At 51.0% G+C, this 26821-nt stretch carries 26 protein-coding genes and 1 riboswitch; of the genes, 7 read left to right on the top strand and 19 right to left on the bottom strand.

Going from position 1 to position 26821, the window contains the following annotated elements:
* Positions 1–250: 250 nt before the first annotated feature.
* Both B212_RS0102320 and B212_RS0102315 read right to left on the bottom strand, forming a co-directional pair.
* Positions 251–691 (bottom strand): HTH domain-containing protein, encoded by a 441-nt coding sequence (locus tag B212_RS0102320; RefSeq protein ID WP_019908694.1) that lies wholly within the window; start codon positions 689–691, stop codon positions 251–253.
* A gap of 478 nt (positions 692–1169) precedes the next feature.
* On the bottom strand, positions 1170–1529 hold the full coding sequence (locus B212_RS0102315) for a HesB/IscA family protein (protein WP_019908693.1): 360 nt from the start codon (positions 1527–1529) through the stop codon (positions 1170–1172).
* Between the two features lie 370 nt (positions 1530–1899).
* Here B212_RS0102315 and mqnE point away from each other — a divergent pair, with 370 nt between their 5' ends.
* Complete coding sequence (gene mqnE / locus B212_RS0102310; protein ID WP_019908692.1) at positions 1900–3006, top strand: aminofutalosine synthase MqnE; 1107 nt, start codon at positions 1900–1902, stop codon at positions 3004–3006.
* A 71-nt stretch (positions 3007–3077) separates the two neighbouring features.
* Positions 3078–4139: an NAD(P)/FAD-dependent oxidoreductase gene (locus B212_RS0102305; RefSeq protein ID WP_019908690.1), complete on the top strand. Its 1062-nt coding sequence runs from the start codon at positions 3078–3080 to the stop codon at positions 4137–4139.
* Positions 4140–4155: 16 nt separating this feature from the next.
* On the opposite strand, the gene B212_RS0102300 is transcribed toward B212_RS0102305, so the two are convergent.
* Positions 4156–4410 (bottom strand): YuzB family protein, encoded by a 255-nt coding sequence (locus B212_RS0102300; RefSeq protein WP_019908689.1) that lies wholly within the window; start codon positions 4408–4410, stop codon positions 4156–4158.
* 83 nt (positions 4411–4493) lie between these two features.
* Between B212_RS0102300 and B212_RS0102295 the strand changes: the two genes are divergently transcribed.
* Positions 4494–4742 carry a NifU family protein gene (locus tag B212_RS0102295; RefSeq protein WP_019908688.1) on the top strand — a complete coding sequence of 83 codons (249 nt, stop codon included), beginning with the start codon at positions 4494–4496 and terminating at the stop codon, positions 4740–4742.
* Positions 4743–4924: 182 nt separating this feature from the next.
* On the opposite strand, the gene B212_RS0102290 is transcribed toward B212_RS0102295, so the two are convergent.
* The 13 genes from B212_RS0102290 to B212_RS0102225 all read right to left on the bottom strand — a co-directional run bounded on the left by B212_RS0102290 (position 4925) and on the right by B212_RS0102225 (position 20051).
* Complete coding sequence (locus B212_RS0102290; RefSeq protein WP_019908687.1) at positions 4925–5800, bottom strand: MetQ/NlpA family ABC transporter substrate-binding protein; 876 nt, start codon at positions 5798–5800, stop codon at positions 4925–4927.
* 57 nt (positions 5801–5857) lie between these two features.
* Entirely contained in the window at positions 5858–6526 is a 669-nt protein-coding gene (locus B212_RS0102285) for a methionine ABC transporter permease (protein WP_019908686.1), read from the bottom strand.
* Positions 6526–7542 carry a methionine ABC transporter ATP-binding protein gene (locus B212_RS0102280; protein WP_019908685.1) on the bottom strand — a complete coding sequence of 339 codons (1017 nt, stop codon included), beginning with the start codon at positions 7540–7542 and terminating at the stop codon, positions 6526–6528. The genes B212_RS0102285 and B212_RS0102280 overlap by 1 nt, the downstream gene beginning before the upstream one ends.
* A gap of 98 nt (positions 7543–7640) precedes the next feature.
* A riboswitch (SAM riboswitch) is annotated at positions 7641–7782 on the bottom strand.
* Positions 7783–7893: 111 nt separating this feature from the next.
* The gene (locus B212_RS0102270) at positions 7894–8613 is read right to left on the bottom strand and encodes a Cthe_2314 family HEPN domain-containing protein (RefSeq protein WP_019908683.1); all 720 of its coding nucleotides are present in this window, start codon (positions 8611–8613) and stop codon (positions 7894–7896) included.
* Between the two features lie 12 nt (positions 8614–8625).
* Complete coding sequence (locus B212_RS0102265; protein WP_019908682.1) at positions 8626–10347, bottom strand: UbiD family decarboxylase; 1722 nt, start codon at positions 10345–10347, stop codon at positions 8626–8628.
* Positions 10348–10642: 295 nt separating this feature from the next.
* On the bottom strand, positions 10643–10987 hold the full coding sequence (locus B212_RS0102260; RefSeq protein ID WP_019908680.1) for a thioredoxin family protein: 345 nt from the start codon (positions 10985–10987) through the stop codon (positions 10643–10645).
* A 114-nt stretch (positions 10988–11101) separates the two neighbouring features.
* Complete coding sequence (locus tag B212_RS0102255; protein ID WP_019908678.1) at positions 11102–12730, bottom strand: putative polysaccharide biosynthesis protein; 1629 nt, start codon at positions 12728–12730, stop codon at positions 11102–11104.
* A 26-nt stretch (positions 12731–12756) separates the two neighbouring features.
* Positions 12757–13242, bottom strand: coding sequence for a DUF456 domain-containing protein (locus tag B212_RS0102250; protein WP_019908676.1), 486 nt, complete (start codon positions 13240–13242; stop codon positions 12757–12759).
* Positions 13243–13254: 12 nt separating this feature from the next.
* Positions 13255–14034 carry a Cof-type HAD-IIB family hydrolase gene (locus B212_RS0102245; RefSeq protein ID WP_019908675.1) on the bottom strand — a complete coding sequence of 260 codons (780 nt, stop codon included), beginning with the start codon at positions 14032–14034 and terminating at the stop codon, positions 13255–13257.
* Between the two features lie 30 nt (positions 14035–14064).
* Positions 14065–16179 carry a peptidoglycan D,D-transpeptidase FtsI family protein gene (locus tag B212_RS0102240; protein WP_019908673.1) on the bottom strand — a complete coding sequence of 705 codons (2115 nt, stop codon included), beginning with the start codon at positions 16177–16179 and terminating at the stop codon, positions 14065–14067.
* Between the two features lie 38 nt (positions 16180–16217).
* The gene (locus tag B212_RS0102235; RefSeq protein ID WP_019908672.1) at positions 16218–18287 is read right to left on the bottom strand and encodes a peptidoglycan D,D-transpeptidase FtsI family protein; all 2070 of its coding nucleotides are present in this window, start codon (positions 18285–18287) and stop codon (positions 16218–16220) included.
* A gap of 147 nt (positions 18288–18434) precedes the next feature.
* Positions 18435–19580: a transglutaminase-like domain-containing protein gene (locus tag B212_RS0102230; RefSeq protein WP_019908670.1), complete on the bottom strand. Its 1146-nt coding sequence runs from the start codon at positions 19578–19580 to the stop codon at positions 18435–18437.
* 33 nt (positions 19581–19613) lie between these two features.
* Positions 19614–20051, bottom strand: coding sequence for a hypothetical protein (locus tag B212_RS0102225; protein ID WP_019908669.1), 438 nt, complete (start codon positions 20049–20051; stop codon positions 19614–19616).
* 279 nt (positions 20052–20330) lie between these two features.
* Between B212_RS0102225 and B212_RS0102220 the strand changes: the two genes are divergently transcribed.
* Together B212_RS0102220 and B212_RS0102215 are read left to right on the top strand one after the other, a co-directional pair.
* Positions 20331–21503 carry an MFS transporter gene (locus B212_RS0102220; RefSeq protein WP_019908668.1) on the top strand — a complete coding sequence of 391 codons (1173 nt, stop codon included), beginning with the start codon at positions 20331–20333 and terminating at the stop codon, positions 21501–21503.
* Between the two features lie 716 nt (positions 21504–22219).
* Positions 22220–22576, top strand: a complete 357-nt coding sequence (locus tag B212_RS0102215; protein ID WP_019908666.1) for a hypothetical protein — start codon at positions 22220–22222, stop codon at positions 22574–22576.
* 92 nt (positions 22577–22668) lie between these two features.
* Here B212_RS0102215 and B212_RS34260 read toward each other — a convergent pair whose 3' ends face one another.
* Together B212_RS34260 and cyoE are read right to left on the bottom strand one after the other, a co-directional pair.
* The gene (locus B212_RS34260) at positions 22669–22872 is read right to left on the bottom strand and encodes a hypothetical protein (RefSeq protein WP_156830052.1); all 204 of its coding nucleotides are present in this window, start codon (positions 22870–22872) and stop codon (positions 22669–22671) included.
* Positions 22873–22881: 9 nt separating this feature from the next.
* Positions 22882–23814, bottom strand: a complete 933-nt coding sequence (cyoE, locus tag B212_RS0102205) for a heme o synthase (protein WP_019908664.1) — start codon at positions 23812–23814, stop codon at positions 22882–22884.
* Between the two features lie 229 nt (positions 23815–24043).
* Here cyoE and B212_RS0102200 point away from each other — a divergent pair, with 229 nt between their 5' ends.
* A complete protein-coding gene (locus tag B212_RS0102200; protein WP_019908663.1) occupies positions 24044–25048 on the top strand; it encodes a metal-dependent hydrolase in 1005 nt (334 codons plus the stop codon).
* 182 nt (positions 25049–25230) lie between these two features.
* Positions 25231–25428 carry a hypothetical protein gene (locus tag B212_RS0102195; RefSeq protein ID WP_019908662.1) on the top strand — a complete coding sequence of 66 codons (198 nt, stop codon included), beginning with the start codon at positions 25231–25233 and terminating at the stop codon, positions 25426–25428.
* On the opposite strand, the gene trpS is transcribed toward B212_RS0102195, so the two are convergent.
* A complete protein-coding gene (gene trpS, locus B212_RS0102190) occupies positions 25425–26414 on the bottom strand; it encodes a tryptophan--tRNA ligase (protein ID WP_019908661.1) in 990 nt (329 codons plus the stop codon). The two genes, B212_RS0102195 and trpS, sit on opposite strands and share 4 nt — an antisense overlap.
* Between the last annotated feature and the right edge of the window lie 407 nt (positions 26415–26821).

Here is a 26821-nt window from a genome sequence, read left to right as displayed (position 1 = left end):
GCCTTAAGTATTGCATCTCAATGAAATTGTGGATGATAATAACCGGAATATACCCAAATTAAGAGTCGGTGTAAACTGGCATGCATAATTATATATGAATATCCAAATTGATGCCACTAACCTTTTTTTTAAAAGCTGTGTGTAATTTCCCTATATATGATCATATCACCTCACTTCAAAATAAAAGAACTATGGCGATATCCATAGCCGTTTTTGCATTATGCAACAGAGCTAATTCATATTTCAAATATTAATTATGATCAGGTCGTTTAAATAAGTAATGCAGGAAAAGACTTGTCACTGCTAATTGGTACTTTTCATTGTAAGGAATAGAGTCATAATCTCTAAAAAAAGACAATATATTTTCAGTGCTTAGATTAGCGTACAGTGCTATTGTTTCAATAGTAATTTCATATTCTTGAATCAGAACTTCAATTATCCCTTTTACTCTATCATTTGTATCTACCAACTCCATTCCAATAGATAGCATTATAATAAGTTGATCAAATGCAATATTTGATGTTTTCGAAACATCACTAACCTTATTTTGGGCTAAATCATTAATTTCATTCACATCCAACCCAGTAATCTTACTCAAAGACTGCGGTGATACCCTGTATTTTTCTATGACTATTTTTAATAACTCTTCTGGACCTTTAGCTCCACTTCCTCCAAGCTCCCTGACACTCATGATCCCAGCCCCTTTCAATCTTTTTTTTAAAATGCTTCTTCCGCTACATCAATTTTGTTCATTTATGATACCAACCTTAATTACAAAAAGTTGAAGCTTGTAATATTAATTTACTTCACATAAATAATGTTGGTGGTAAAATCATCGACGAATTGCATTTCGAGATTAGCCATGTATAAAAATATCCAAAGTGCTTATACTCCTCTTGTTCAGGTCTTCTTCCTATAGGCGCTCTTCTATGTTTCTTGGTCAATAAAAAAAACCTCCTAAAAAGTGTAGTATGCACCATACACAATTCAAGAGGTTCGGAAGCCGCAATCCTCGCATCACCATTGCGGTGTGCTTATTTTCCTTAGTAATTCACAATCCACGGTTATATAATCAACATTCTAACTCCAACATATAAAGTCCTCGCATCAGCCTCTATCGCCGTTGCCATCGGTCAGTACAGCGGAGTATAAACATTAATACAACGTAATTAGCAAGGCTCAGCCGCAGGCTTGCCTGCATCGTCCTTCGTACGGAAGCTTGAACCACAGCCGCAGGTTGCCGTGGCGTTCGGGTTGTTGATGGTGAAACCTCCGGTCATGCCGGATTCCTCGAAGTCGATTTCGAGTCCGTCGAGATAACGGATATCGCTTTTGCTTACGACAACCTTCATGCCTTGAACTTCCATGTAAACGTCCTGATCGCTTTCGTTGTCGTCGAAGCCCATAGCGTAGGAGAAGCCGCTGCAGCCGCCCTCCGTTACGCCAAGGCGAAGGAACATATTCGGTAACTCCTGCTCAGCCAGCATAACCTTAAGTTGATCTGCCGCTGTTTCACTGATTGTTATCATGGTCTTTTGCCTCCTAAGAAAGAATATTCTGTATCATATGACCAACCGGCCAAAAGTAACTTTTCAGAATCCTTATATTTCTCGCTGGAACGGATACGACCTTATCAAGACGGGGTAGCCGTTTCCACTTGTATAAAATTAAGTATACTCCACTATCCACCTGCTCTCAAGTCCTAGCTGCACCGAAGCAAAACGTGAATCACCTGCTTATTCCATCTGTTTTCAGCGGTTGCTCCCCCCTTGTGAGAGGTTTATAATAGGAACAGCGATACGCACAAAATTCGGAAAATTGTCACGCGGGTAGCTGTCATCGCAGCATTTTGTAATGGACGGCAGCACTTAGAGTTTATTCCAGAAATGAGGAAATCATATGTCTACCCTTATAACCCCCCACACAGACGCCAGAATGGCAAACATTATTGAGAAGGTTCGCAGCGGCGAACGATTGAATTTGGAAGATGGCGTTTATTTATATGAGAGCAACGATTTACTGACAATCGGTCAGCTCGCCAATGAGGTCAACCAGCGGAAGAACGGAAACAAGGTATATTTTATCGAAAATATGAGTCTTTATTTCACCAATGTTTGCGAATCCCGCTGTGCATTCTGCAATTTCCGCAAGGATGACGGAGAAGAGGGTGCATATACCCTTTCCGGTCAGGATATGGTGAAATATGTCGAGCAGCATATCCATCCCGGGGTACGCGAATTTCATATCGTCGGCGGCCATAATGATAAGGTTCCCTTCCAATACTATGTTGATTCGCTAAAAGCCTTGAACGAAGCGTTCCCGCAGGTTACCTTGAAGGCGTACACTGCGGCTGAAATCGACTTCTTCACCCGAATCAGCGGGCTAAGCATCCGTGAAGTGCTGGAGGAGCTGCGTGCAGCGGGCCTCAAGACACTTACCGGCGGCGGAGCCGAAATTCTATCCGATCAATACCGCAAAAAAATGCGCGTGGACAAAGCCAATGTCGAAGAATATCTGGAGGTCCACCGGACAGCGCACAAGCTGGGAATGAGAACACATACCACTATGCTGTACGGCTCCATCGAATCCCGTGAGGACCGTGTGCGCCATATGCTGCAAATCCGTGATCTGCAGGATGAAACCAACGGCTTCATGGTGTTTATCCCGCTGTCGATGCAGCCGAAGAATAAAAATGCCGGAATCATGCGACGCAACTCTGCTTACGAAGACCTCAAGACGATTGCGGTCAGCCGGTTAATGTTGGACAATTTCGACCATATTAAGGCTTACTTCATTAATATTGGCGCACAATTAACCCAGGTTGCCCTCAGCTTCGGAGCCTCCGATGTGCATGGGACGATTCTGAAGGAACGCATCAGCCACGCTGCCGGAGCGTTGACTCCGGAAGGACTGACACGCGAGGAGCTGATCTGGCTCGTAAAAGGCGCAGGACGGATTCCGGTGGAGCGGGACACCTTTTATAACGAAATCAAAGTATACGAATAACTGTAAGCCGGTGTCTATCCGGTAACTGCTGCAATGCCATTACCAATGTCCTCATTCGAAAGGAAAATGTCATGCGAACATTACTCGTTCTGGGCGGCGGCTACGGCGGACTTGCCCTCATTCAGGAATTGCTGGGCAGTCATCTTCCCCATGATGTAGAAATGGTTTTAATTGACCGGATGCCTTACCAGGGGATAAAGACGGAGTATTATGCGCTTGCAGCAGGTACAGTTACCGATTACCATCTGCGCATCCAGTTCCCGGTTCACCCCCGGCTGACTGTGCGTTACGGTGAGGTTGGCTCCATTGATCTGGAGAGCCGTCTGGTATTCCTGGAGACCGGGGAGCCGGTAGCCTATGATATCCTGGCGATTGCCCTGGGCTGCACGGATAATTATCACAACATTCCGGGCGCAGAGAAGTATACCTGCAGCATCCAGAGCTTCTCGGGAACACGTGAAACGTACCGCCGGCTGAACGATGTGAAGCCTTACGGAAGCGTTAATATTGTAGGCGGCGGATTAAGCGGAGTGGAACTAGCCGCAGAGCTGCGGGAAAGCCGCCCGGATCTGAATATCTCCATTCTGGACCGGGGGGAGCGTGTGCTGTCTTCCTTTCCGGCGAAGCTGTCTCAGTATGTGGAGGAGTGGTTCAAAGTGCACCATGTCGAAACGCTGGGGCAAATCTCCGTATCCCACGTCGAAAAGGATGCCATCTTCAATGGCACCCAGGCTATCCCTGCGGATGTAACGGTATGGACCGGAGGCATTCAGCCGGTAAAGGTGGTGCAGCAGCTTGAGCTGCCCAAGGACCGGGGCGGACGGATTATTGTAGGCTCCCATTACAATGTGACCGATTATCCTGAGGTATATGTCATTGGCGACTGCGCCAGCCTGCCCTTTGCACCCAGTGCGCAGGCTGCAGGAGCACAGGGCGAGCAGGTAGCGAATATTATTCAAGCCTTATGGCGCAACGAGACCCCCAAGCTGCACAAAATCAAGCTGAAAGGAACTCTCGGCTCCCTCGGCAAAAACGCCGGCTTCGGCCTGATGGGCCGCCGGTCTGTCATGGGGCGGGTTCCCCGGCTGCTGAAGAGCGGCGTGCTCTGGATGTCGAAGCGCCATTTCGGCTAGGACCATCGCGGTTGAGCTAGTCAATCTCCAGATTGTCCCAGGCTTCCTGCTCCTTAATCGCAGCCTCAATGGCCGCTTCCAGCTCTTCCGGAGTTTCGGCTTCAATGATCTCGCCGTCAAGCATGGCGAACGGCTGCAGGTAGCATTGGCCGCAGTTATTGAGACATCCATATTCGATCACGTCGTATTCGGGATTCTGTTCAAGCTTGATTTTGAGTTGCTCAGTGCCGTTACTGAGATTGCTGGCACAAAATTCAATAAGTGGTCTCATGTTGTTCTCCTTATTCTGTTACGAACCATTTTATTTTTTAAATTTTTGTACTATAATAAGCATACGAAAGGAGTGATTGAGAAATGAGTGAGAATGCACAAAGCATCACCATGTATGATGAAGTACTGGAAGTGCTTGATAAGCTTCGTCCGTTCCTGCAGCGCGATGGCGGTGACGTGGAACTGGTTGATGTCGAAGACGGCATTGTTAAGCTGAAGCTTATGGGTGCCTGCGGCAGTTGCCCAAGCTCCACGATCACGCTTAAAGCCGGGATCGAACGCGCCCTCTTTGAAGAAGTTGAAGGCGTAGAAGAAGTTGTTCAAGTATTCTAATCCCGTTTCATACCGATCCTGTTCTCTTCCTCTGAAGAGAGCGGGATTTTTTTAAATTTTAAGCATTTTTATTATAACGAACTTCACAACCATGGACAACCCGGCCACATGCAAAACCCCGCAAGCCTAAGGCTATGCGGGGTTTTGCTCTGTTGCTGTTTGAATCAGGCTGGATCAGCAGTTTAGAATGCCGGGATGATCGAGCCTTGGTATTCTTTTTCAATGAAGGCTTTGGCTTCCGGGGAGGTCAGGGCAGCAGCCAGCTTCTGAATGGCGTCGGAGTCCTTGTTGTCAGGACGCGCTACCAGCAGGTTGGCATACGGAGAATCTCCACCTTCGATGAACAAAGCATCCTTGGTTGGAACAAGGCCAGCTTCCAGCGCATAGTTGGTATTGATCAGCGCAAGATCCACTTCATCCAGTTGGCGTGGCAGCATTGCAGCTTCCAGCTCAACAATCTTCAAATTCTTTTTATTTTCAGTAATATCGGCGGTAGTCGAAGTAATATTAGTGTCATCCTTCAGCTTGATCAGACCGTTCTTGGCCAGCAGGATCAGTGCGCGTCCACCGTTGGTAGGATCGTTCGGAATGGCTACCTTTGCACCGTCAGCCAGTTCGTCAATAGATTTGATTTTTTTGGAATAAGCGCCGAATGGTTCTACGTGAACTGCAACTACAGGTACCAGCTCTGTGCCGTTCTTTTTATTCTGGTCATCGAGGTATGGCTTGTGCTGGAAGAAGTTAGCGTCAAGCGCCTTCTCGGCAAGCTGTGTGTTCGGCAGGATATAATCGGTGAATTCTTTGATTTCCAGCTTAATGCCCTGCTTCTCCAGCAGCGGAGCAATCGCCTTCAGAATTTCAGCATGCGGCTTAGGCGATGCGCCAATTACCAGAGTTACCGGCTCCGCAGACGGCTCGGTTGTCGGCTCTGCAGAAGCATCCGCAGCCGGAGCATTCGTGGCAGCGGAGTTCGCCGCATTATTGGCATTGTTATTGCCGCAAGCAGCCAGCACCAATACCAAGGTCAAGCTGAACAATGTAAGCATTACTTTTTTCATCTGTAAATCTCCCCCTCTAATCATTGTTTTGTATGAATAAGGCTATATGGTTGTACCTTATTTCCGGGTAAAATGCTGAACCAGCCTGTCGCCGGCCATTTGCAGAAGCTGAACCAGAATGACCATCAGCACGACAGAGATAATCATAACTTCCTTCTCATAACGGTAATAACCGTAGCGGATGGCTAAGTCCCCCAGACCTCCACCGCCAATCATTCCCGACATTGCTGTGTAAGAAACCAAAGTAACAATCGTAATGGTCACTCCGGCAAGCAACCCTGGACGGGCTTCAGGCAATAGCACACGCCACACGATTTGGCCGGTGGAAGCTCCCATTCCCTGCGCGGCTTCAATTACCCCCCGGTCAACCTCGCGCAGCGCCGTCTCTACAAGTCTGGCAAAAAACGGAGCCGCACCGATCACCAGCGCCGGAATAGTTCCCAGCACACCAATGGAGGTCCCCATAATTGATTTGCTTAAAGGAATTAAAGCCACCATCAGGATGATAAAAGGCACCGAACGCAGAATATTCACGATGAATGATAATACCGAGTAAACAACCCTGATAAAGGCGTTATTTGATCTCCCCCATAAATATAACATAATTCCGAGTGGTAAACCAAGAATAATTGTAAAAATCCCGGAATATGCAATCATTCGAAGTGTGGCTACGGTTGCATCCAGCATTTCTTGCCAGTTAATACTCCTAAAATCCAGGCTCCCCATTATACAAGCACCTCCACATCAAGTCCTTGCGCCGCAAGCTCAGCAAGTGTTGCTTCTACGGCTTGTGAGGAACCCTCAAAGCGGACAATGAGCTGGCCATAAGGCACGTCCTTAAGCGTGGAGATCGTTCCTTGCAGGATAGCAAAGTTAACTCCAGTGCCACGGGCCACCTGGGATAAGGTAGACCCGTAGGTTTTTTGTCCGAGAAAAGTGATTTTAACCGCCTGGGTGTATTCTCCTTGCACCGCATCAAGCGCGGCCCGAAGCGGTCCGTCCTGCTGCGTTTCGCTGCCGATGAACTCCTTCGTCACTTCATGCTGCGGCTTCAGGAATACCTGCGCCACGTTCCCCTGTTCAACAATCCCCCCGCCGTGAATAACGGCGACCCGGTCACAAATACTCTGAATGACATGCATTTCATGAGTAATCAGCACGATGGTCAGATGAAACTTCCGGTTAATGTCGAGCAGCAAGCGCAGAATAGAATCCGTGGTCTGCGGATCAAGCGCTGAAGTCGCTTCGTCGCAGAGCAGCACATCGGGGTCAGACGCCAAAGCCCGGGCTACGCCTACTCGCTGCTTTTGTCCGCCGGATAGCTGGGCAGGATATTTGTTGCGGTGCTCTTCAAGTCCCACCAAGGCCAGAAGATCCTTAACTTTCTTCTCAATCTTTGCTTTGGAAGTACCGGTCAGCCGCAGCGGAAAAGCTATGTTGTCGTACACTGTCGCGGAAGACAGCAGATTGAAATGCTGGAATATCATTCCGATCTTGCGCCGCTGCTCCTGTAGCTGTCTCTGGGGAAGTGCCGTTAACTCCACTCCGTCTACCCAAACCTCGCCTTGCGTGGGACGTTCAAGCAGGTTAATGCAGCGGATCAGCGTGCTTTTGCCAGCCCCGGAGTGGCCGATCACGCCAAAGATCTCACCTTTTTGGATCGACAGGTTGAGCCCGGAGAGTGCCGCTACTGCTTTACTGTCTTTGCCGTACAATTTGGTCAAACCTTTCAGCTCTATCAAGCTTATTGCCCTCCTTCATAGTCTTACTCGCGGATGCTAAAAAAACCTCTTAACGATCATTGCAGATCGCAAGAGGCCTTGAGTTTATATTAAGTGCCTTCTCATCTGCCAACGACCGCAAACCACGCGGCATTGTAGGAATTAGCACCATGACATTTGAATAGAATTCAATTTCCGCATTCCATGCAAACCGGTTGCCGGGCTTCATCGGGCCTATCCCTCCGCCGCTCTCGATAAGATTATGATATGAAATTAGTTGCCGCAGCATGTAAGATGCTAATGCTTGCCTAAGTATAGTAAGTTTCAGGTTTTTTGTCAAAGGGAACTTTTGACTGCTTAAGAGGCTCTGCCTTAGGGTCTGCAGGTGAGCTTATCCCATTGCTTAATGCTGTACCTGAAGGATGCCCCCAGGGTGGTACAAACCATTTCCAGGCATTGCCTCAAATCCTCCAAATGGCTGTCCAGATCCTCCAGATGAATTTTGTCGTGTAAACCCTGATGGCGCTGCCATAGATCATCCTGCATTTCAGCATTCATATAGTGGATTTCAGCATTGCGGCGCTTGCGCAAATTCTCCAGCGGCTCCCGGTAAGAGCTCTTGATTCTCTCCAGCTCGTCAGCCAGCGCCTCATGCTCCTCATGCAGCCGGAACTGGCGCAGTACAGTGAAATAAGAGAAATGAACCTTTACTTTGCTGGTATCCAGATCGTACAGACTGTTCAGCACCGTGCCCAGCTTGTCCAGAAGCGAAAAGACACGGATGAAGCCGTTTTTATAAAAATAAACATAGCGGGAATATTCACCCTGCTCCTGCGGCGACATATCATCCATATAACCGGCCACCACCGATTTCCGGAAAAAAGCAGCCGCGAACCAGCTTTGCTCCAGTTCATCAAGCGATGAGATCAGCCCGCGCGTCCATATCTCCAGCTTGCGGTATTCATGGTGGCGGTCCTCATGCGAATTCATTTCCTTGCGCAGCATGGACGCGAATTTCGCCATATAATTTATGGCCTCGGCCAGCACACCGCTATTCTCGCGGGGCGGTTCTCCCAGTAATATCCGCAGCATACTGCATCCTCCTCATTGTGGGAAATACATCTTCCAGTTGTGGTCAACCTGCTTGACAATATCCTTACAAGGAACCAGCTCGTGGGGATATCCCGGCTTCATCCGGGCATCTATGACGATAGGCAGCTTGTAGCTGATCTGATGCTGTCTGACCTCGGACTCGGCATAAATATCGCTGGCCGGATCAAGCCTTGTGAACACCGTCCATAAGAAGGAAGTCTGTGTGAGCACCGCAGCCTTGGCGTTATCTGTCAAAATGACAAGCGGCCAGGCGGTTTCCCGCTCACGCAGTGCAGCAACCAGACGGGAAGGCAGCTCAGGGTCTTCTTCATAGGATGCACCGGAAACGGCCAGGCATCCTCCACAGTAAGGAATTGCCTCCTGGATTCCCGGAATTAGCCCTTCTGTGTAGGCATGAGGAAGGGCACGCAGTGGGTTACCAACTCCAAGCATAACGCCTCTGCTGCCGCCGAACACATGCAGATCAACTGCAGGATTGAAACGTTCCAGTACGGTTTCCAGCAGCTTCGGGAAATCCGTAAGCTCAACCGGTTCATCCGTCAGCAGCAGAAATTTGCTCAAGGAGAGCTGGCCTTCCCCAAGAATGCGGAAAGCTGAAACCATTCCTTCCCTTGGGTAGCTCTCACGCACAACAGCAGATGCCAATGAGTGCGGGCCGCATTCCGAATACTCCCAGAGCGCTTTGACCGAAGGCATTAGCAGCGGGTAGACAGGAGACAGCAGCCTTTGTATGTATTCCCTGAGATAATAATCCTCCTGGTGCAGCTTCCCAGTAACGGTTGCGGGGTAGATTGCATCCTTGCGGTGCCAAATGCGCTGTACATGCATAACCGGATAATCAATCTGCTTGGAATAATAACCATAGTGCTCGCCGGATGGACCTTCCGGACGCCGTTCCTGCGGGGCAACCCGCCCGCGGATGGCAAATTCGGCTTCGGCAGGAATGCGATGCCCGCCCATCGGATCTTTGACCATTGGCAGCCGTCCGCCCAAGATGAGCGAGGCCAGCAGCAGCTCCGGCATCCGCTCCGGCATCGGAGCTGCTGCCGCAGCAATCAGAGCGGGAGGACCGCCGAGAAACACCGAAACCGGCAGGGTCTCGCCGAGAAGCTCCGCCTCCCGGTAATGAAAGCTGCCGCCCTTATGATTCTTCCAATGTATCCCAGTTGTGTTGTCATCATAAACCTGCATACGGTACATTCCAAGGTTATGATCTTTGGGGTGAGTTATGCTCTCTGTATAGACAAGCGGCAGGGTGATATATGGACCTCCGTCCTCCTGCCAGCTAGTAATGCGCGGCAATTCTTTAAGCGAATCGGTACTGCGGCAGACTCCGAGCACAGGCGCTTCGCCCTGCGGCACATTCCGGGTCCCGACCTTCAGCAGATCAAAAATCAGCCCTTTTTCCTTCCATAACCCGGAGGTTGTAGGCGGCAGCAGCGATTCTGCTGCGTCCATCAGCGTTCTCATTAGCTGCTCGGGACGGGTCCCGAACGCCTCATTGGCTCTGCGGACCGTACCGAACAGATTCGTGGCCACCGGAAAGGGGGTTCCTTTTACATTTGTGAAGAGCAGGGCCGGCCCTTCCTCCTGTACGATGCGCCGATGAATCTCCGCCAGCTCCAGATAAGGGTCCACCGGTGTTTCAATCACAGCCAGATCCTTGTCCTTGCGAAGCTGTTCAATCCATTCGCGCAAATTTGCGTATCCCACTCTATCGTTCCTCCTCAAGCAAGGCTCTATCCCTCATGCCTGTATGACTGACATAAGCTCCAAGATAAACCACCATATAAGAATATAACGCCGTAAACCATGTTAAGTTGCGGAACCCCGCCGCACCCGCTGCTCCCGCGCATGCCGCCAAAAAGCAATCATCGAAGCAAGCGACAACAGACCTGCAAGGCCGCTAAGCAGCATTTTATAGAGGATAATTACGAACCCGATCCTACTTATTACTTTATAAAAAACACCGCTTCTGCTCGGATCAAGCGAAAGCGGTGTTGTCCTCTTACTTGTGTATGCTCTGGTAAACTTCAAACGCCGTGTTCAGAAAGTTCTCAATTTCCTCACGCGATTTGCGCAGCTTGTTAACGAACCTCACCAGCTCACGGCCATCTGCGTAAGCTACAAAGCTGGGAATGCCAAGGATATTCTGCTCCTGGCTGACATCGCCCACAGCATCCACATCCACTTCCACCAGCGTGAGGCGGTCTGTATATTTCTGTTCTACCTCCGGCATGAACGGATCAATGAATTTGCAGTCGGAGCACCAATCGGCTTTGAACACTGCCACAGTCAGGCGGGGCGATTGAACCGCTGCCTGAAACTCCTCAGGAGAATTGATTTTATTCATAAACTGACCAGTCCCTTCCTATTCGTTAAATCAGCTTTGTTGATTTCTTTAAGTGAAGCAAATTGTACTGAATAAGTCAAATCAAAAATCCAAAATAAGACAATTATCACAGCATTATTCGTTCGCGCGCACACGTTCAGGCTGCAGCTTCATCAGCGGGTTCAGCAGCTTCTGCAGGATACGCGGATAACCGGCAATTTCCTGACGGCTCAGCACACCCAGAACGATCAGCAGCACCAGATACACAATGACTACTGCGGCACCCACAGCAAGACAGGTGATCAGAAAAGCCAGCCGGGCAGGCATCATATCTGTAAGCAATATTCCCGCTTCATTCAGACCGTAGCCGATCCCGCCGGAGGCTAGTACCGCAATAGCGAAGCCACCCCAGCGTTTGCCGAGAATCTCGAACGGAATAATGGTCTTGAGTGTTCTCAGGTTAAGCAGTGTGATGACAATGAAGCACAGCGCTGTGGCAGCAATAATGCCGTAAATCCCGAACAAACGGCTGAGCAGGAAGTTGGAGCCGAACTTGACAAGCAGGCCTGCCAGCACAAAATACATCGAAATTCGTGCTTTGCCCATCCCCAGCAGAATGGAGTTGGTGGTCATCATCGTAATCTGGAAAATTGTCCCCAGTGTCAGCATAGCCACGATGCCGCTGCCGTCCAGGCTGCTGAACAGCAGTCCGTTCACGGAATACGCCGCTACCACCAGCGAGAGCACAATCGGTGTTCCTGTCAAAATCGAAATCCGCAGCGCCAGCGTCATCTGGCGTTTCAGATGCACCTCATCGCGTCTTGCATAGGCTGCCGAAATAATCGGAATCAGCGAAGTGCTGAGCGCAATGGACAACACCGGCGGAATACCGGCCACACTCTGTGCTCGGCTGCCAAAGATCCCCAAAGCCTGGGTCGCTGCATCCATACCAATTTGCCCGCTGAGCAGGGGAACAATGAACGAAGTATCAATAAAATTCACTACCGGAACGGTAACGGATGAGAGCACAATCGGGATAGACAGCTTAAAGATGTCCCCGTAGATTTTGAGCAGCGGGATACGGGCTGCGCTTGAATCATACAGAGATTTCTGTTCCTCGCTGCGGCGCATTTTTCTTGCATAATACAGCATTACGGCAAAGGCGCCGATGCTGCCGAGCACGCTCCCGAAGGAAGCGCCCGCCGCCATCCAGGTATTGCTGTAGCCCTGGTGCAGCAGAATAAAGGCCAGCAGAATTGCGGTAGACACCCGGGCAATCTGCTCAATAATCTGCGAGATCCCCCCGGCCATCATGTTGTTGCGCCCCTGGAAGTAACCGCGCATCATCGCGATGGAGGGAAACAGCAGCAGCGCCGGGGCAATGGCGCGAATCGCCAGTGTACTCTCGGGAACCTTGGTATACTCCGCATAGTATGGAGCGGCTATATACAATATTACGCTCATCAGCACACCGACAACCGCGGCAAAAATAAGCGCCGCACGGTACACCTGCTGCGCCTCACCCGGGCGGTTCAAGGCATAACGCTCGGAGACCATTTTGCTGAGCGTGCTTGGAATGCCGGCCGTCGCCAGCGGAAGCAGCATCAGGTACACGTTGTTCGCCTGTGTAAATGACGCATTCCCCACATCATTGAATAAATGCTCCAGCGGCACCCGCTGGGCCAGACCAAGCACGCGGGCCACGAGCGCCGCCGCGGCCAGAATAAGCGTGCCTTTGACAAAAGACTCTTTCTTGGTGGACAAACTATTTCGCCTTCTTCGCTGTTAAATTAATACCGGCCAATCCAGATAAAGAAGAGGACGACCATGGCAATTTGCAGCACGATTTTGACAACCGTGCTGCTGAACAAGCCGAGCAATGAACCGAAGCTGACCTTCAGGGCCTTGCCAGGCTTCGAGCCGGCGATCAATTCACCGGCAAATGCGCCGACAAACGGCCCGATAATGAGGCCAAACGCCGGAATGAGGAACGGGCCGACGATAATGCCAATCGTGCTGCCGATGACCGAGGCGCGGGAGCCCCCGAATTTTTTGACACCCCAGGCCCCCACCACATAATCAGCCACAAACAGCACTACGACGATCAATGTCTGGGTAATCCAGAACCCGGCGCCGAACGGATCGAAGGAGAAGAACCAGCCGTATACGAAAAAGGCCAGATAAATCGCCAGCGCCCCCGGCAGGATCGGATATACCGCCCCGGCCAGACCCACGGCGAACAAAGCAATAATCAAAACCCACCCCAGAATCGCCATATCCGTCAACTCCTAAAGTTTTGATGATGATGGTGTGGCTGAAGCCTCGACCTCTGTCAAAATATACTTTTGAATCACTTCCGCGATGCCGTCATGATTATTCGTCGCTACCACAGCATCCGCTTCCTGCTTCACAACCTCCTGCGCGTTGCCCATCGCTACACCGAACCCGGCCTGCTGTATAGCAGCCAGATCGTTCAGACTGTCACCGACAGCGACAACCTGCGACATCTCAAGGCCCAGCAGCTTGCAGACCTCGCGTATGCCGGAAGCCTTGTTCACGCCCAGCGGATTAATTTCCAGATTATATGGCGTGGAATTGGTAATTTCGAGCCCGCCCAGATCCTGAAGCTGCATCAGCACCTTGTGGCGGATTTCGTCATCCTCTGTGGAATATCCGAACTTGAGCCACTCTCTGCCCTCAATATCGCCATCCCAGGTATCCTTGTTGTAGACCTCCTCCACCGAATAAGCCCAGAACCAAATGCCATGCTCTTCGGCAATCTTATGCATCTTCTTGACCAGCATCATGTCCATCAGCGAACGGCGGTACAGCTCATACGGCGCACGCCATACTTCACTGCCGTTGACCATGATCATCGGAGTCTTAAGCCCAAGCTGCTCTGCGTAAGGCATAGCACTGCGGGAAGAGCGTCCTGTGGACAGGCAGACATGAACGCCCGCATCCATTGCTTTTCGAATCCATTCCACTGTCTTCGGGGTAATTTGCTGCTCATCATTCAGCAGGGTTCCATCCATATCCAATGCCAGCAGGCGGTATTTGGCAGTCATTTGCCACCCCTCCATTCTTGTATGTGTGAATCAGTTGCCCGTTGTACTGCCGGCAGGTGCATTGGTTGCACCACCGTTTGCGGGATCAGCAGTTTTCAAGCTTTTCTTAGGTACGCCATCAAGCCCGTATTCCCAATCATAAGCGTCAAAAATTTTGCGGGCCACCGGCGCGGCGCTGTTAGAGCCGAATCCGCCCTCAGGAATAATTACGGCTACAGCCAGCTTGGGATTCTCGCGCGGAGCAAAGGCAATGAACACCCCGTTATCGCGTAACTCACCTTTGGCTTGCTGCTGTGAGGTTCCTGTCTTGCGGGCAAAATCATACGGAAAATCAGAAAATGCGGACACGTCACTGTTCATCCCTTTTTTGATTTCTCTCCAGAAGGACTTGTCGAACGTGGTGACTTTATCCAGCTCCTCACGGCCGAAGGTCTTCACCACGTTGCCATTTGGATCGGTGATTTTACTGACCAGTTGCGGCTTGATCCGAATGCCTTCATTGGCAAGGGTAGAAGCATACTGTGCAAGCTGCAGCGTTGTGTAGCTTCCCTGTTGACCAAAAGAAGCATAGACCAATGCCGCCTGGGCACTGCCCGCCGCCTTCGTATTGGTGTAGTTGATCTGTCCAAGGAATTCATTCGGCAGGCCGCTTTGTGTAGATACGCCTAGACCAAATTCCTTCATATACTTATCCCAGATCTCAATACCCTTGTTGCCATATTTGTCATACAGCTTCTTGCCCACCATATCGACCATAAAAACATTGGAGGATTTCTCGATTGCTCTCGCCGGGTCCATAGATCCGTACACGTGGCCGGAAGAATTTCTGACCTTAGTTTCATGTCCTGCCTTACCGAACGAGGTGCTGCCTGTGTCGTTGTAAACAGTGGAGGTGCTAAATAAACCCTCATTCAGACCTATCAGCACGCTTAACGGCTTAATCGTTGAACCCATTAGCAGTACCGACCGGAGGCCATTGCCTGAAATCCCCGATGAAATCGGATTAATGGTTCCGTTCTGATAATTATTGATAATTCTGTTCCATACATCAGTTGGCAGTGAGCCTGATGTCCACACATTGGTATCATAGTCCGGCATGCTGGCCATGGCAACGATATTTCCTGTATCCACTTCCATCGCAACGGCGTAGCCGGTGATGGCATTCGGATGGGTTTTGCCCTGTACGGCATGCGAGTGGAGCCAACTAATCTGATCGGTGATAGCCTGCTCGGTCTTCATCTGGATGTTCTTATTAATCGTCATCCAAAGATCATTCCCTTTAACGGGAGGTACGACCTTCTCAACCTTCTCGGCCATATTCTGCGGATTGACGGAAATTACCTGATAGCCGTTTTTGCCGCGCAGCTCTCTCTGGTACTGCAGCTCCAGGCCGTCAAATCCGACAAATTCATCATCCTTATAAGCCAGTCCCGGGTCTGCGTCGATTTTCTTCATCGCATTCTGAATATTCTTATAAATATTCAAGCTGTTCGAGGATTTAAAAGGCTTAATATAGCCAACCGTCTGTACAGCGACCGAGTCCTTGTCATAATGGCGGTTGCTTTCCTCCACCACCTCAAGCCCCGGAAATTCATCCTTGTGCTCCATGAAATAGGCGACCTCTTTCGAGGTAAGCCCCGCTTTGATCCGCCGCGCCATATAGCCGGAATATTTCTTGAAATTCAAATCCATTGAACTGATTACATTATTAACTGTCAGCTTCTCTCCGTTAGGATCGCCGTATTTGTTGAATTGTTCCACCAGCTTAGTCGCAAGCGCGAACGCATTGGCCCTGGCCTCCGGAGTAAGCGAGGTTACCCCTGTAGCCTTATCCGTAACCTTGGCCGTGTATTCCTTGGTAAGCGTAATGTAAAGGGACTGAACCGAAGTCGAATAAGCGATCTCTTCACCGGCAGCCGCATGGATAACCCCCCGCAGTGCTGCGAGCGGAACATTTTTAGTATCACGGCTGGTCTCCACCTCTGTTAAAGTGGGGCCTTCCACAAACTGAACAACGGCAAGACGGACAATGATAACGCAAAAGATAATGAACGTGCTAAAGAAAAACACGTTCAGCCGCAGGCCAAGCGAGCTCTTGCTGTCCGGCTCATCCTGAGGTGAGGCCTGCTTTCGGAAAACACTCACAGTTTTTCACTCCTCTACATCTTAAAATAAACCATTCATTATTGCGTTGACTCCTGAACCGGGGCCAGGGTCTTCTTAGGCACACCGCTTAGCCCGTATTCCCAGTCGTAGGCATCAAATATTTTACGCGCTACCGGGGCGGCGCTGTTCGAGCCAAAACCACCCTCAGGGATAACTACAGCCACAGCCAGCTTGGGATGCTCTCGGGGGGCGTAGGCAATAAATACGCCGTTGTCACGAACGACTCCGTAGGCTTCCATTTCCGAGGTGCCTGTTTTGCGGGCAAAATCATAAGGGAATCCGTCAAATGCTTTGACGGTCGTATTCATTCCTTGCTTGATCTCCTTCCAATAGGAAGGATCAAATGAAATCTTGCTCAGCACTTCACGATGAAACTCCTTGACGGTCTTACCGTCGGCATCGGTAATCTTGCTGACGAGCTGCGGTTTGATCCGCTCTCCCTCATTGGCAAGGGTTGCCGTATACTGGGCTAACTGCAGTGCCGTATATTTCCCCTTCTGCCCGAAGGAAGCATGGACCAGGGCAGCCTGAGCACTGCCGGCCCGCTTCGTATCCTTATAGTCGATAACCCCTGCACTTTCACCCGGCAGACCGCTTTCCGTGGAAACTCCAAGGCCGAAGGCCTTCATATATTTGTCCCAGACCTCAATTCCCTTTTCCGGGTATTTCTTGTACAGCGGGTCGCCAACCATATCAACCATAAAGGCATTTGACGATTCCTGAATCGCCTTCGCCGGGTCCAGCGCTCCCAGCACATGGCCTGAGGAATTGCTTACCGAAGAACTGTCGTCCTTGCCGAAATAAGCAATTCCTGTGTCGTTGTAAGTGTCCGTTGTGGAGAAAAGACCCTCATTCAGACCGATTAACACACTTAACGGTTTGATGGTGGAACCCAGATATATTATGGACTTAAGGCCATTGCCGGAAATTCCGGAAGTGGTATCGGTAATTGTGCCGTTCAGATAGTTATTCTTAATTTGATCATACACCGCAGGGGCCAGTTTATCGGCTGTCCATATATTGGTGTCATAGTCAGGCATGCTGGCTATCGCCACTACATTGCCGGTGTCCACTTCCATTGCAACAGCATAACCGATCAGGGCATCGGGGTGGAGTTTCCCCTGTACCGGATGGGTGTGCAGCCAGCGGATCTGATCCATAATTGCCTGCTCGGTTTTTTGCTGTATGTTCTTGTTGATCGTCATCCAGATGTCGTTCCCCTTGACAGGCGGCACGGATGCGATGACCTCCTCCGCCATATTCTGCGGATTCACCGATAGGGTCTGATAACCATTTTTCCCTCTGAGCTCACGCTGGTACTGTTGTTCCAATCCATAGAAGCCAACAAATTCATCCTCTTTATAGGCTAAGCCGGGATCAGCATTATTTTCCTTCATTGCATTGCGGATGTTCACGTACATTGGCAGAATATTTGAGGATTTAAAAGGCTTGATATAACCAACCGTCTGCACAGCGACCAGGTCCTTGTCGTAATGGCGGGCGACTTCCTCTACAATTGACAGCCCAGGATACTGATCCCTGTGCTCCATGAAATGGGCAACTTCCTTCGTTGTCAGACCTGACTTGATTTTACGCGGATAGAAGCCCAGCGCTTTTTTGAAATCGAGATCAAGCAGGACAGCAATATCATCTTGTGTCAGTTTTTTGCCGGCCGGATCGCCGTATTGCTTGAAGACTGATTCTAATCTTGCTGTCAGAGAAGCGGTGTTCGCTTTGGCTTTTTCCGAAAATTCAAATTCCTTGGTATCTTTATTCTTGATTTTTTCCGTATAGTCTTTGGTTAATGTGATATAGAGTGACTGGGTGGAAGTATTGTAAGCAATGCTCTCCCCGCCGGCGGCATAAATATTCCCCCGGATCGCAGAGAGCGGAACATTCTTCGTTTCCTGGCTCGTTTCCACTTCGGTCAATGCTTCAGCTTCCACAAACTGCAGTGTGGCAAGACGGACAATAATTACGCAAAAAATGAAAAAAGTGCCGAAGAAAAATAGATTTATGCGCAGACTAGGTGTGCTTCGGCCATGATCTCCATCCGGGTATTTTCCCGGCAGGTGAAACCATTTCACGGCGAATTCTCTCCTTATCCTAGCGAACTTTAAATACTGAACGTGTGCGTTCCAGATATAACCTGATCAGACCCAAAACCGCAGTCTTCAAGGCTGCCCGGCATGCCCTGTTATTGTACCATAGATTCCGGGCCTTCCGCTTCCTCCTCACAGCACGTTTTCTTTGATATGGGTTTTGTCAAAATCCTTGGGGTTGAACCAGTCTCCGCTGCGCGCCCAGGTGGAATCCAGCGGAATCCAAGCCTTTCGGTCAGCAAGATAGACCTCATTCCAGGCATGCGACCCGTATCCGCCCTGACCATCGTACCCCTGACCCGTGACCACACGAACCTGAAGCCCCTGCGAGCGGGCCATCACCGCATAGAGGCGGGCGTAATCAATGCAAACTCCAAGCCGGGTATCAAAGGTATCCTGCGGCGTCTGCTCATGCCAGATGCGGTTCTGCTCGTAGTTCTGTGCCTTCCCGTAATCATAGGCAACCCGCGAGCCTACCCAGTCATACAGCAGCTTGGCTTTGTCCTCTTCTCCCTTGGCTTGTCCGGCAATATCTGCGGCAGCCCCCTCAATATCGGGCGAAATTTCGTGGTCAATCACTTCATATTTCCGCCGCAGAATATCGTTCATCTCTGCCGTAACCGCCTTAGTAAGCACAGGCAGCTTGCTCCGCACATCCTCTCCGGCAAGCGGCTCGAACACCGCAGCCGCACTCTGGCTGTAAACAGGCGAGGATTCCACATAACGGCTGAAGCCGCTGTCCGGGTTCAGACCCACAGCAATGTAAAGAATGAGAACAAGGATGAGGCCGCGCGCAAGCCCGATCACACCGCCGATGAGTGCGCCGCTAAGACGGCTGGCTCCCGTAATCCTCCGGTTCGTCCCCCTTGAATGCAGGCGAGGCAGCCGGAACGGCAGCAGCATGAACAGCAGTCCGAGCAGCAGCCGAGTCAGGCTGTAGGAAATTAATAGAAGCAGCAGAAAGCGCACAAGCGGCGATCCGGCCAGGACAGAGACCGCTGTGTAATACAATTGCTGCCATCCGCTAAGCTTAGTGTCCGGCAGCACGATTTCTGAGGCCCAGGCTCCTGCCAGAGGCGACAGATACATTGCCGCAGGAATGGCCATTGCCAGTGCAAGAGCAGCAAGCAGTCCATTCCCGAGCAGGCCGAACAATCCTCCGGCCGCTCTTGCGAAGCCCCGGCTCCAGCCCTGCAGCAGTGAAAAAAGGACAACCAGCAGAAGGAGGATTGAAATCATGTTGGCATCGCTAAGGCTGTTTATCCATCCGTTAAGCATGTTTGTCCCGCCTTTCCATTCGTACAAAATTCATTACTGATTTTTCTTGGCTTCATCAATAAAGGTGTTGGTGGTGTCCGTAATGCTCCACTTGCCCAGGCTGACACCGCGGAATACAACTTCCACTTTGTCATTGCCAGCCGCACCCTTCACTTCAAGATTGGGCGTTGTAATCGTAAAGGTGCCGTCACCGCCGGAGGTATATTTGGCTTCCTTCGCTTCCTTCAGCATAACGTCCTGCGCTTCGCTCTTCAGCGTGCTAATCGTTTCGTCGGCCACCTTATTCACAGCGTTTCCAATTTGATCCATCGTAACCCCGCTGTAAATGAATAGACCTGCGACGATAGCAATAACAATCCCCCACTTCAGAACGGTCTTGATCAGATTAATCACCGCGAACAGCAGAACAAGCGCAATAACGATAACCAGCCAATTCTCTCTGATGAACTGTGACCACACTGCCGGATCCATCAATTTCACAACACCCCTATCGCCAAAATTCGTCACTGCAGGGAGCCTGTCCCCGGGACATTTCATTAATACTGATTATTATACATGAATGCTTCTTATAATTCATTGTAGTGCGGCCTAGTACAAGCAACACATCAATAAAATGGTATAAGCCCCCCTGGACTCACGTAGAGTACAAGTAGGTCATTCTTAGCAAATACGTGCCTGCCTTACATTTCGAAAAAGCGCCTGCCTGCGCCCCTGTGGTGCGGAGACTGGCCTTGTGGAGGTGTTTTTTTCGTGAAAACCGCGCTGTGGCTGTACTTGTTCCTCTTTCTGGCCTTCTTCGACCTGCATGCCCAGTACCCTATTCTGACCCCCTTTGCCCTATCGCTGGGCGCAGGACCGGCCTTTATCGGCTGGATGATGGGCATGTATTCGCTGACTCATCTTCCCGGCAATCTGCTGGCTGGTGTGCTGGTCGACCGCAACGGCAGCCGCCGCTATATTGTCTTTGCGCTCACGGCAGCAGGAGCCCTTCTGCTGCTGCAGTCCCACGTGCAGCTTCCCTGGCATCTGCTGCTGCTGCGCGCAGCCAGCGGCTTCGTTCTGGCCTTCCTCTCTCCGGCCTGTATGACACTGCTGGCCTCACTCTCCTCCGATCCCGCGACCCAAGGCAAATACATGTCCGGTCACGGAATCGTCCATACGCTTGCCTCGGTCGTTTCTCCGGCCGCCGGCGCGTATATTGTGGCGAAGGCCGGATACTCCGGCACCTTCAGCACGCTCGGCTGGCTGCTGATTGCCACCGGCGTCATGGCTTACTTCAGCGTGCCGAAGCATTCGCGGATCATGCCCGCTGCCAAGCCGGCGCTGCCATCAGAAGCGCCCTCCCTCAGAGATGAGCGGCAGCCCGCCCCGGTTACAAAACGTTACTACCTGCTGCCCTTTTTCGTCTCCTGCTCGCAAGGTGTGCTGTTCTTCGAGCTTCCTTTGTCACAGGGAAGCAAGGGATTGCTGTCAACCGGAATCCTGCTGTCCCTCCTTAGCCTGGGAGCCCTTGTGACGCTTAGCCTCTTTTTCCTCAACCGGCTTGCACCGGGGATAAGAATCGCCGCTGCTCTGCTGGGCATGGCGCTCTGCTTCTTTTCGCTGGCTGCATTCCGAAGTATTCCCGCGGGTGCAATTCTCTTCCTGCTCGGAGCAGCTAAGGGTGTGCTCTTTCCGGCCATGGCCTCGCTCTTCATTAGTCTGGGCGGCGAGGGGCGGATGGGCCGCACCTTTTCATTCCAGTCCATTGCCATGTCGCTCGGCGCGTTTGCCGGGCCGGTTGCCGCCGGACAATTGCGGGGCTTCGTCTCTCCCTACTTCATTGCCTTTGTGCTGCTGATGACCGCCATTCTGCTGCTTCCGCCCAGAGGCTCCGGCAAGCTGCAGTCATACCGCGCGGAATGGAATAATCCCGCAGCTTGATTTCACACATTGCGCACCAACCCGTACCCGGCACCCCCTAGCTCCTGTATGCCGGACTTCAACAACTAGCATTCTGGTGCTGTATATCCTGCTGGTAATTATTCAGAATGCCGGAATATTCTAGCCCAGCATCAGAGCTAAATCAGTGGGTGAGGTCATACACACAGGGATTGGTTAAGAGAAACCGCAGCAGCGGAGTCGGCTCCGTACGGACCGGAGAGCCGTTATTTTCAAGAAAACGCCATTTGTTGCGGCTTAGCGGACCGAGGGGCGCTTATGGTCTCCCAAAGGAACGTTTAGGAGCGCAACATTCGACCATAAGGCCCGTGGTGTCCGTAACATACCCAAGCCGTGACTCTCAGACGAATGAAGCGCAACTCAGTCCGTAACGCCGAGCCAAACGCCAATTTAAGAACGAACCCCCTCTGAGAAGGGGGGGACCTGAGGGAGGATCGCTCCACGCCTTCCGCCTTCCGTCCTTCGGGCATCCCAAGCCCCTACTCCACCATTGTAAATCTGACGTTCTGCCAGCTTGTCTGTATTTGCCGAATCGCTAAGCCTGCAATCACCCGGCCAGCAGCACCCGCCGGGTGATTGTTGCTTTTTACGACATTTCCCGGGGAATGATTCCATAATGCTTATTGACTATTAAAAAGTACAACTCTTAGGTAAAATATCATCAAAGACACATCACCACCGGGGGAGGCTGACAGAATATGCCCATCACCATCATTGTAGAAGGTAAAAATGACCGCAGCAGATTACGGCGGCTGCTCGCACCGGAAGTCGATATCCAGTGTACTTACGGAACACTTAACACCCTTAAGCTTGAAACATTGCGGCGCAATATAGGAGACAGGGAAGTATATCTGTATATGGACAATGACAGCTCAGGCAAAAGAATACGCGGTGTCTTAGGCGATGCCTTCCCCGATGCCGTTCACATTTATACCAGAAGAGGTTACGCCGGAGTGGAGGGCACCCCTGATGAATACAGCATCACACAGCTTGAAAAAGCCGGGCTTGAAGAGTTCATCCTCTATCCCCCGCCTTTGCCTTATTTGGAACCTTAGCCTCATATGAATGAGGGCAAAAAAACGCCTTGCTCCGTTTCTTGCGCAGGACGCAGAAAACCGGACAAGGCGTTTTTCCGTCTCAAATTACTTTATTGACGTAATAATTTATTCAATGCACCAGTAACCTGCTTCCCGTCCACATTCTCAAGTGAGAAGTCCTGCATTTTCCCGAGGACCGGCAGCTTCCGTGTACCATTGCTTAAAGAAATAGCCGCCAGATCAATGGCATGCCCACTGCCAGCAGGAGCAGAAGCCACGTCCATTTGTACCGTTTCAAGGTCTGCACAGGACACTCTCCTCACTTAACCGTGAATCGTGTTCAGTACAAGCGCAATCAGACTGACCGTCAGGTAATTAATGGAGAAGAGGAAATTTTGCTTCGCCCAGGCTTCGTCATCCTTTGCCGTTAAACCCTTCAGGGTTAAGTACAGCCAGCCGAGCGATAAGCCCGCAGAGATAACGAGGTAAAAGATGCCCGCATAATCATACACATACATCAGCACCGGTACCGGCAGCAGGAGCGCCACATAAGGGATCATCTGCAGCTTGGTGCGACGTGTTCCCTTAACGACCGGAAGGAGCGGGAATCCCGCCGCTCTGTATTCCTCCTTGCGGCGGATGCCGAGCGCCCAGAAATGAGGCGGCTGCCAGAGAAACAGCATAGCGAACAGCAGCCATGCACCCAAATCAACCTTTCCGGTGACTGCCACATATCCTATAACCGGAGGCATAGCGCCGGAGATGGCCCCTACCGATGTGCTCCATGTAGATGTTCTTTTCAGCCAAAGGGTGTACACTACTACGTAAACGAACATGCCGACGATGCCGAACAATCCGGCCAATACGCCCGAGAAGGCGAACAGCACTGCCAGCCCGGCTATCCCAAGACCGATGGCGTAGAGCAGCACGGTATTCGGCTTGAGTCTTCCCGTTGGAAGACCGCGCTCACGCGTTCTTTCCATCTTCATATCCAGGTCACGGTCGAAATAGTTATTAAATACGCAGGCCGAAGCCATAACCAGCATCGTGCCAAGCAGAGTCAGGATTAAACGTCCATATTGCACATCCCAGCCCGAAGCCACCCAGTAGCCTGCAAAAGCAGCGATCAGATTGGAGCGGATAATGCCGGGTTTCGTCACTGTAATGAAATCGCGCCAGCTTGCGCCTTCCTTGGGCGATTTGGCGGACAGAGCCGCGGAATCGGATGAAGCCTGATATCTCATATGATTGTCCACGTTTGGTGTTCCTCCTTCTTTGGGACTTTTAACGATCTATATCGAGAATGATATTTGCTTCGCTGTTAACTTTATCATAACAAACCGCAAAATACTTTGACAATCATTGACGTTAACGTTCATCAATTTGACAATTACGTGACAAAATTTATTTAGCCCGCTCTAAATAACTGGACATGAAATTGGGTAGTAATTAATAGAGAACCTACGTACAAAGGAGATCTGACCAATGGATACCGCTACACACTTTGTTATGGGCCTGGGACTCGCCGGACTTTCCTTCGTCGATCCCGTTGTCGCCTCCCACCCGACGCTGGCCGGAGCCGTTATGGTCGCTACTGTACTTGCTTCTCAGGCACCCGATGCCGATACTGCGCTTCGCCTGAAGGGGAATGCGATGTATATCCGCAACCACCGGGGAATCACGCATTCTTTGCCTTTTCTACTGCTGTGGCCCGCTTTGATCACACTGGTCATCGGACCGTTATTCGGGTTCACAAATGTTCATTTCCTGAGCCACATCGCGCTGTGGAGCTTCATCGGGGTGGCCGTCCACGTATTCTCTGATCTGTTCAATACTTACGGCACCCAGGCTGCGCGTCCCTTCACTGAGAAGTGGATTGCCTGGAACATTATCCACATCTTCGATCCGTTTATTTTTGGCAGCCACTCAGCGGCAATTATACTCTGGATCAGCGGGATGATTCCTCCGGCCCCCTTGTTCATCACCTTGTACAGCGTCACTGCGCTTTACTACATTTGGCGGACTCTGGTCCATTCACGCCTTACAAGAAATATCCGGAATAAAGATACACATCATCGGGCCGGTGAACGCTACATTGTGATTCCCACCGTTTCTCCTACGCGCTGGAATGTAGTGAAGGTTAAGCCGGACGGGAGCTACAATGTCGGACAGCTAAACGGGAGAAAGCTTGAATGGTTCAAGCATGCGGTATGCTCCACTCATCCGGCGGTTGAGCACTCCAAGACCCATCCGGACATTCAGTCCTTTCTGTACTTTACCTCCTATGCGGTAGCTGAAGTCGAGGTGCTGCCCTCAGGTTATATTGTACGCTGGGGAGATGTGCGTTATTTACACCGCAAGCAATTTCCGTTCGTCGCAGTGCTTGTTATGGATAAGCAATATCATCCACTCCATACCTACGTGGGCTGGCTCAGCAGTGAAAAGCTGGATGAACGGTTCGCCATTGATCCGGGGTCGATGAAGCTATAGCTTTGCTGGGAAGGCGTCCGTGCTGCGGGCGCTTTTTTTTCAGCTTGACGCCCGCTGTTGTATAGGGCACAATCACCATAAAGCGATTTCACTATTACAAAAATACAAAATCCCGCAGCGCACTTAGCGCTCCGGGATTCGCTCTATTCACTCTATTCTGATCAAGAAAGAAGGCTGCGTTTATGGGTAAAGGCCTGTCGCTCTGGTTCGCGTGCTCCTCCATTCTTATGCTTACCGCAGCTTCCATCTCCATTAGCTATAATATCTGGCTGGCTCTGCTGCTTGGCGTCTTGTGCATATTCAATATTGGCTGGGGGTTTATCGTTAAGGCAAAACGGAGACGCAAGGCTGAAGCTGCTACAGCACAACGGTCCTCTTAACGCAGCGGCAGGAATCCCATCCGTTCTTTAACACCTGCAAGTGTCTGGGCGGCAACTCCGCGCGCCCGCTCCGCGCCTTCAGCAAGTATATCGCCCAGGGCGCCGGAGCTGCGGATTTCCTTATATTTCTGCTGTAGGGGCTCAAGCGTCGCCACGAGAACTTCTCCCAGATCCTTTTTGAAGCCCCCGTACATTTGCCCTTCGTACCGGTCGGCAATCTGCTGCAGGGCCAGTCCCGAGCATTCGGCGTAAATGCTCATCAGGTTGCTGATCTCCGGCTTGTTCGCCGGATCAAAGATAACCTCACGCCCGGAGTCGGTTGTCGCCCGGCTGATTTTTTTGCGGATAACATCCGGCGGGTCCAGCAGTGCAATATAGCTGCCCGGATTCGGGTTGCTTTTGCTCATTTTTTTGGTGCCGTCATCCAGTGACATAATACGCGCGCCTACTTCCGGAATATACGGCTCGGGCACAGTGAAGAATTCACCGAACCGGTGATTGAAGCGTCCCGCCAAATCGCGTGTCAGCTCCAGATGCTGCTTCTGGTCTTCTCCTACAGGAACCAGGTCTGCATTATAGATCAGAATGTCCGCTGCCATCAGTGAGGGGTATACAAACAATCCCGCGCCAACAGAATCTTTACCGGAGGACTTGTCCTTGAACTGTGTCATCCGTTCCAGCTCGCCCATTGCGGTGAGCGTCGTCACAATCCAGCCCAGCTCCGCATGCTGCGGTACATGTGACTGCATATAGACATTCGAAATTTTCGGATCAATACCTGCGGCAAGATAGAGCGCTGCTACGGATTCCGAATGTTCACGCAGTGCGGCAGGGTCCTGGGAGACCGTAATCGCATGCAAATCCACTACCATGAAGTAACATTCATGCTCCTCCTGCAGCTTGACGAAGTTCTTGATCGCTCCGATGTAGTTGCCCAAGGTGAGTGAACCGCTGGGCTGAATGCCGGACAATACTTTTTTAGCCATAATATTACCTCCGTTTGATGTTATATGATTCAGGAAACACGCAAAAAAGCCCCACATCCGCAAGGGACGTGAGACCGTGGTGCCACCCTTATTCGCTGCTTGCAATCCCCCTTGAAGAGGCATAAGCAAGCTGCCTTAACTTCCTCTAACGGGGAAGAGCCGGCCGGTCTACTCAGGCTTCTGAAGGCCTGTTCAATCGCGGCGCTCATGGGTCCATTCGGACGGCTGCATCCCGCCGGTTCGCATCAACCACCGGCTTTCTGAAGGCACGCTTGCCGCTTACTTGTCCCTGTCATCACATTGTCATTTTCATGAATGCATTCATCATAGTGCGATACAGAGAAGTTGTCAAATGACTTAACCACGGGAATATAAATCTGGTATGATAAGGTTATTCGTGTTTGAAT

Source organism: Paenibacillus sp. HW567, assembly GCF_000374185.1.
Classification (GTDB): domain Bacteria; phylum Bacillota; class Bacilli; order Paenibacillales; family Paenibacillaceae; genus Paenibacillus_AQ.
Note: the sequence above shows the minus strand (reverse complement) of the source record. Positions and strands in the feature narration are given on the sequence as shown.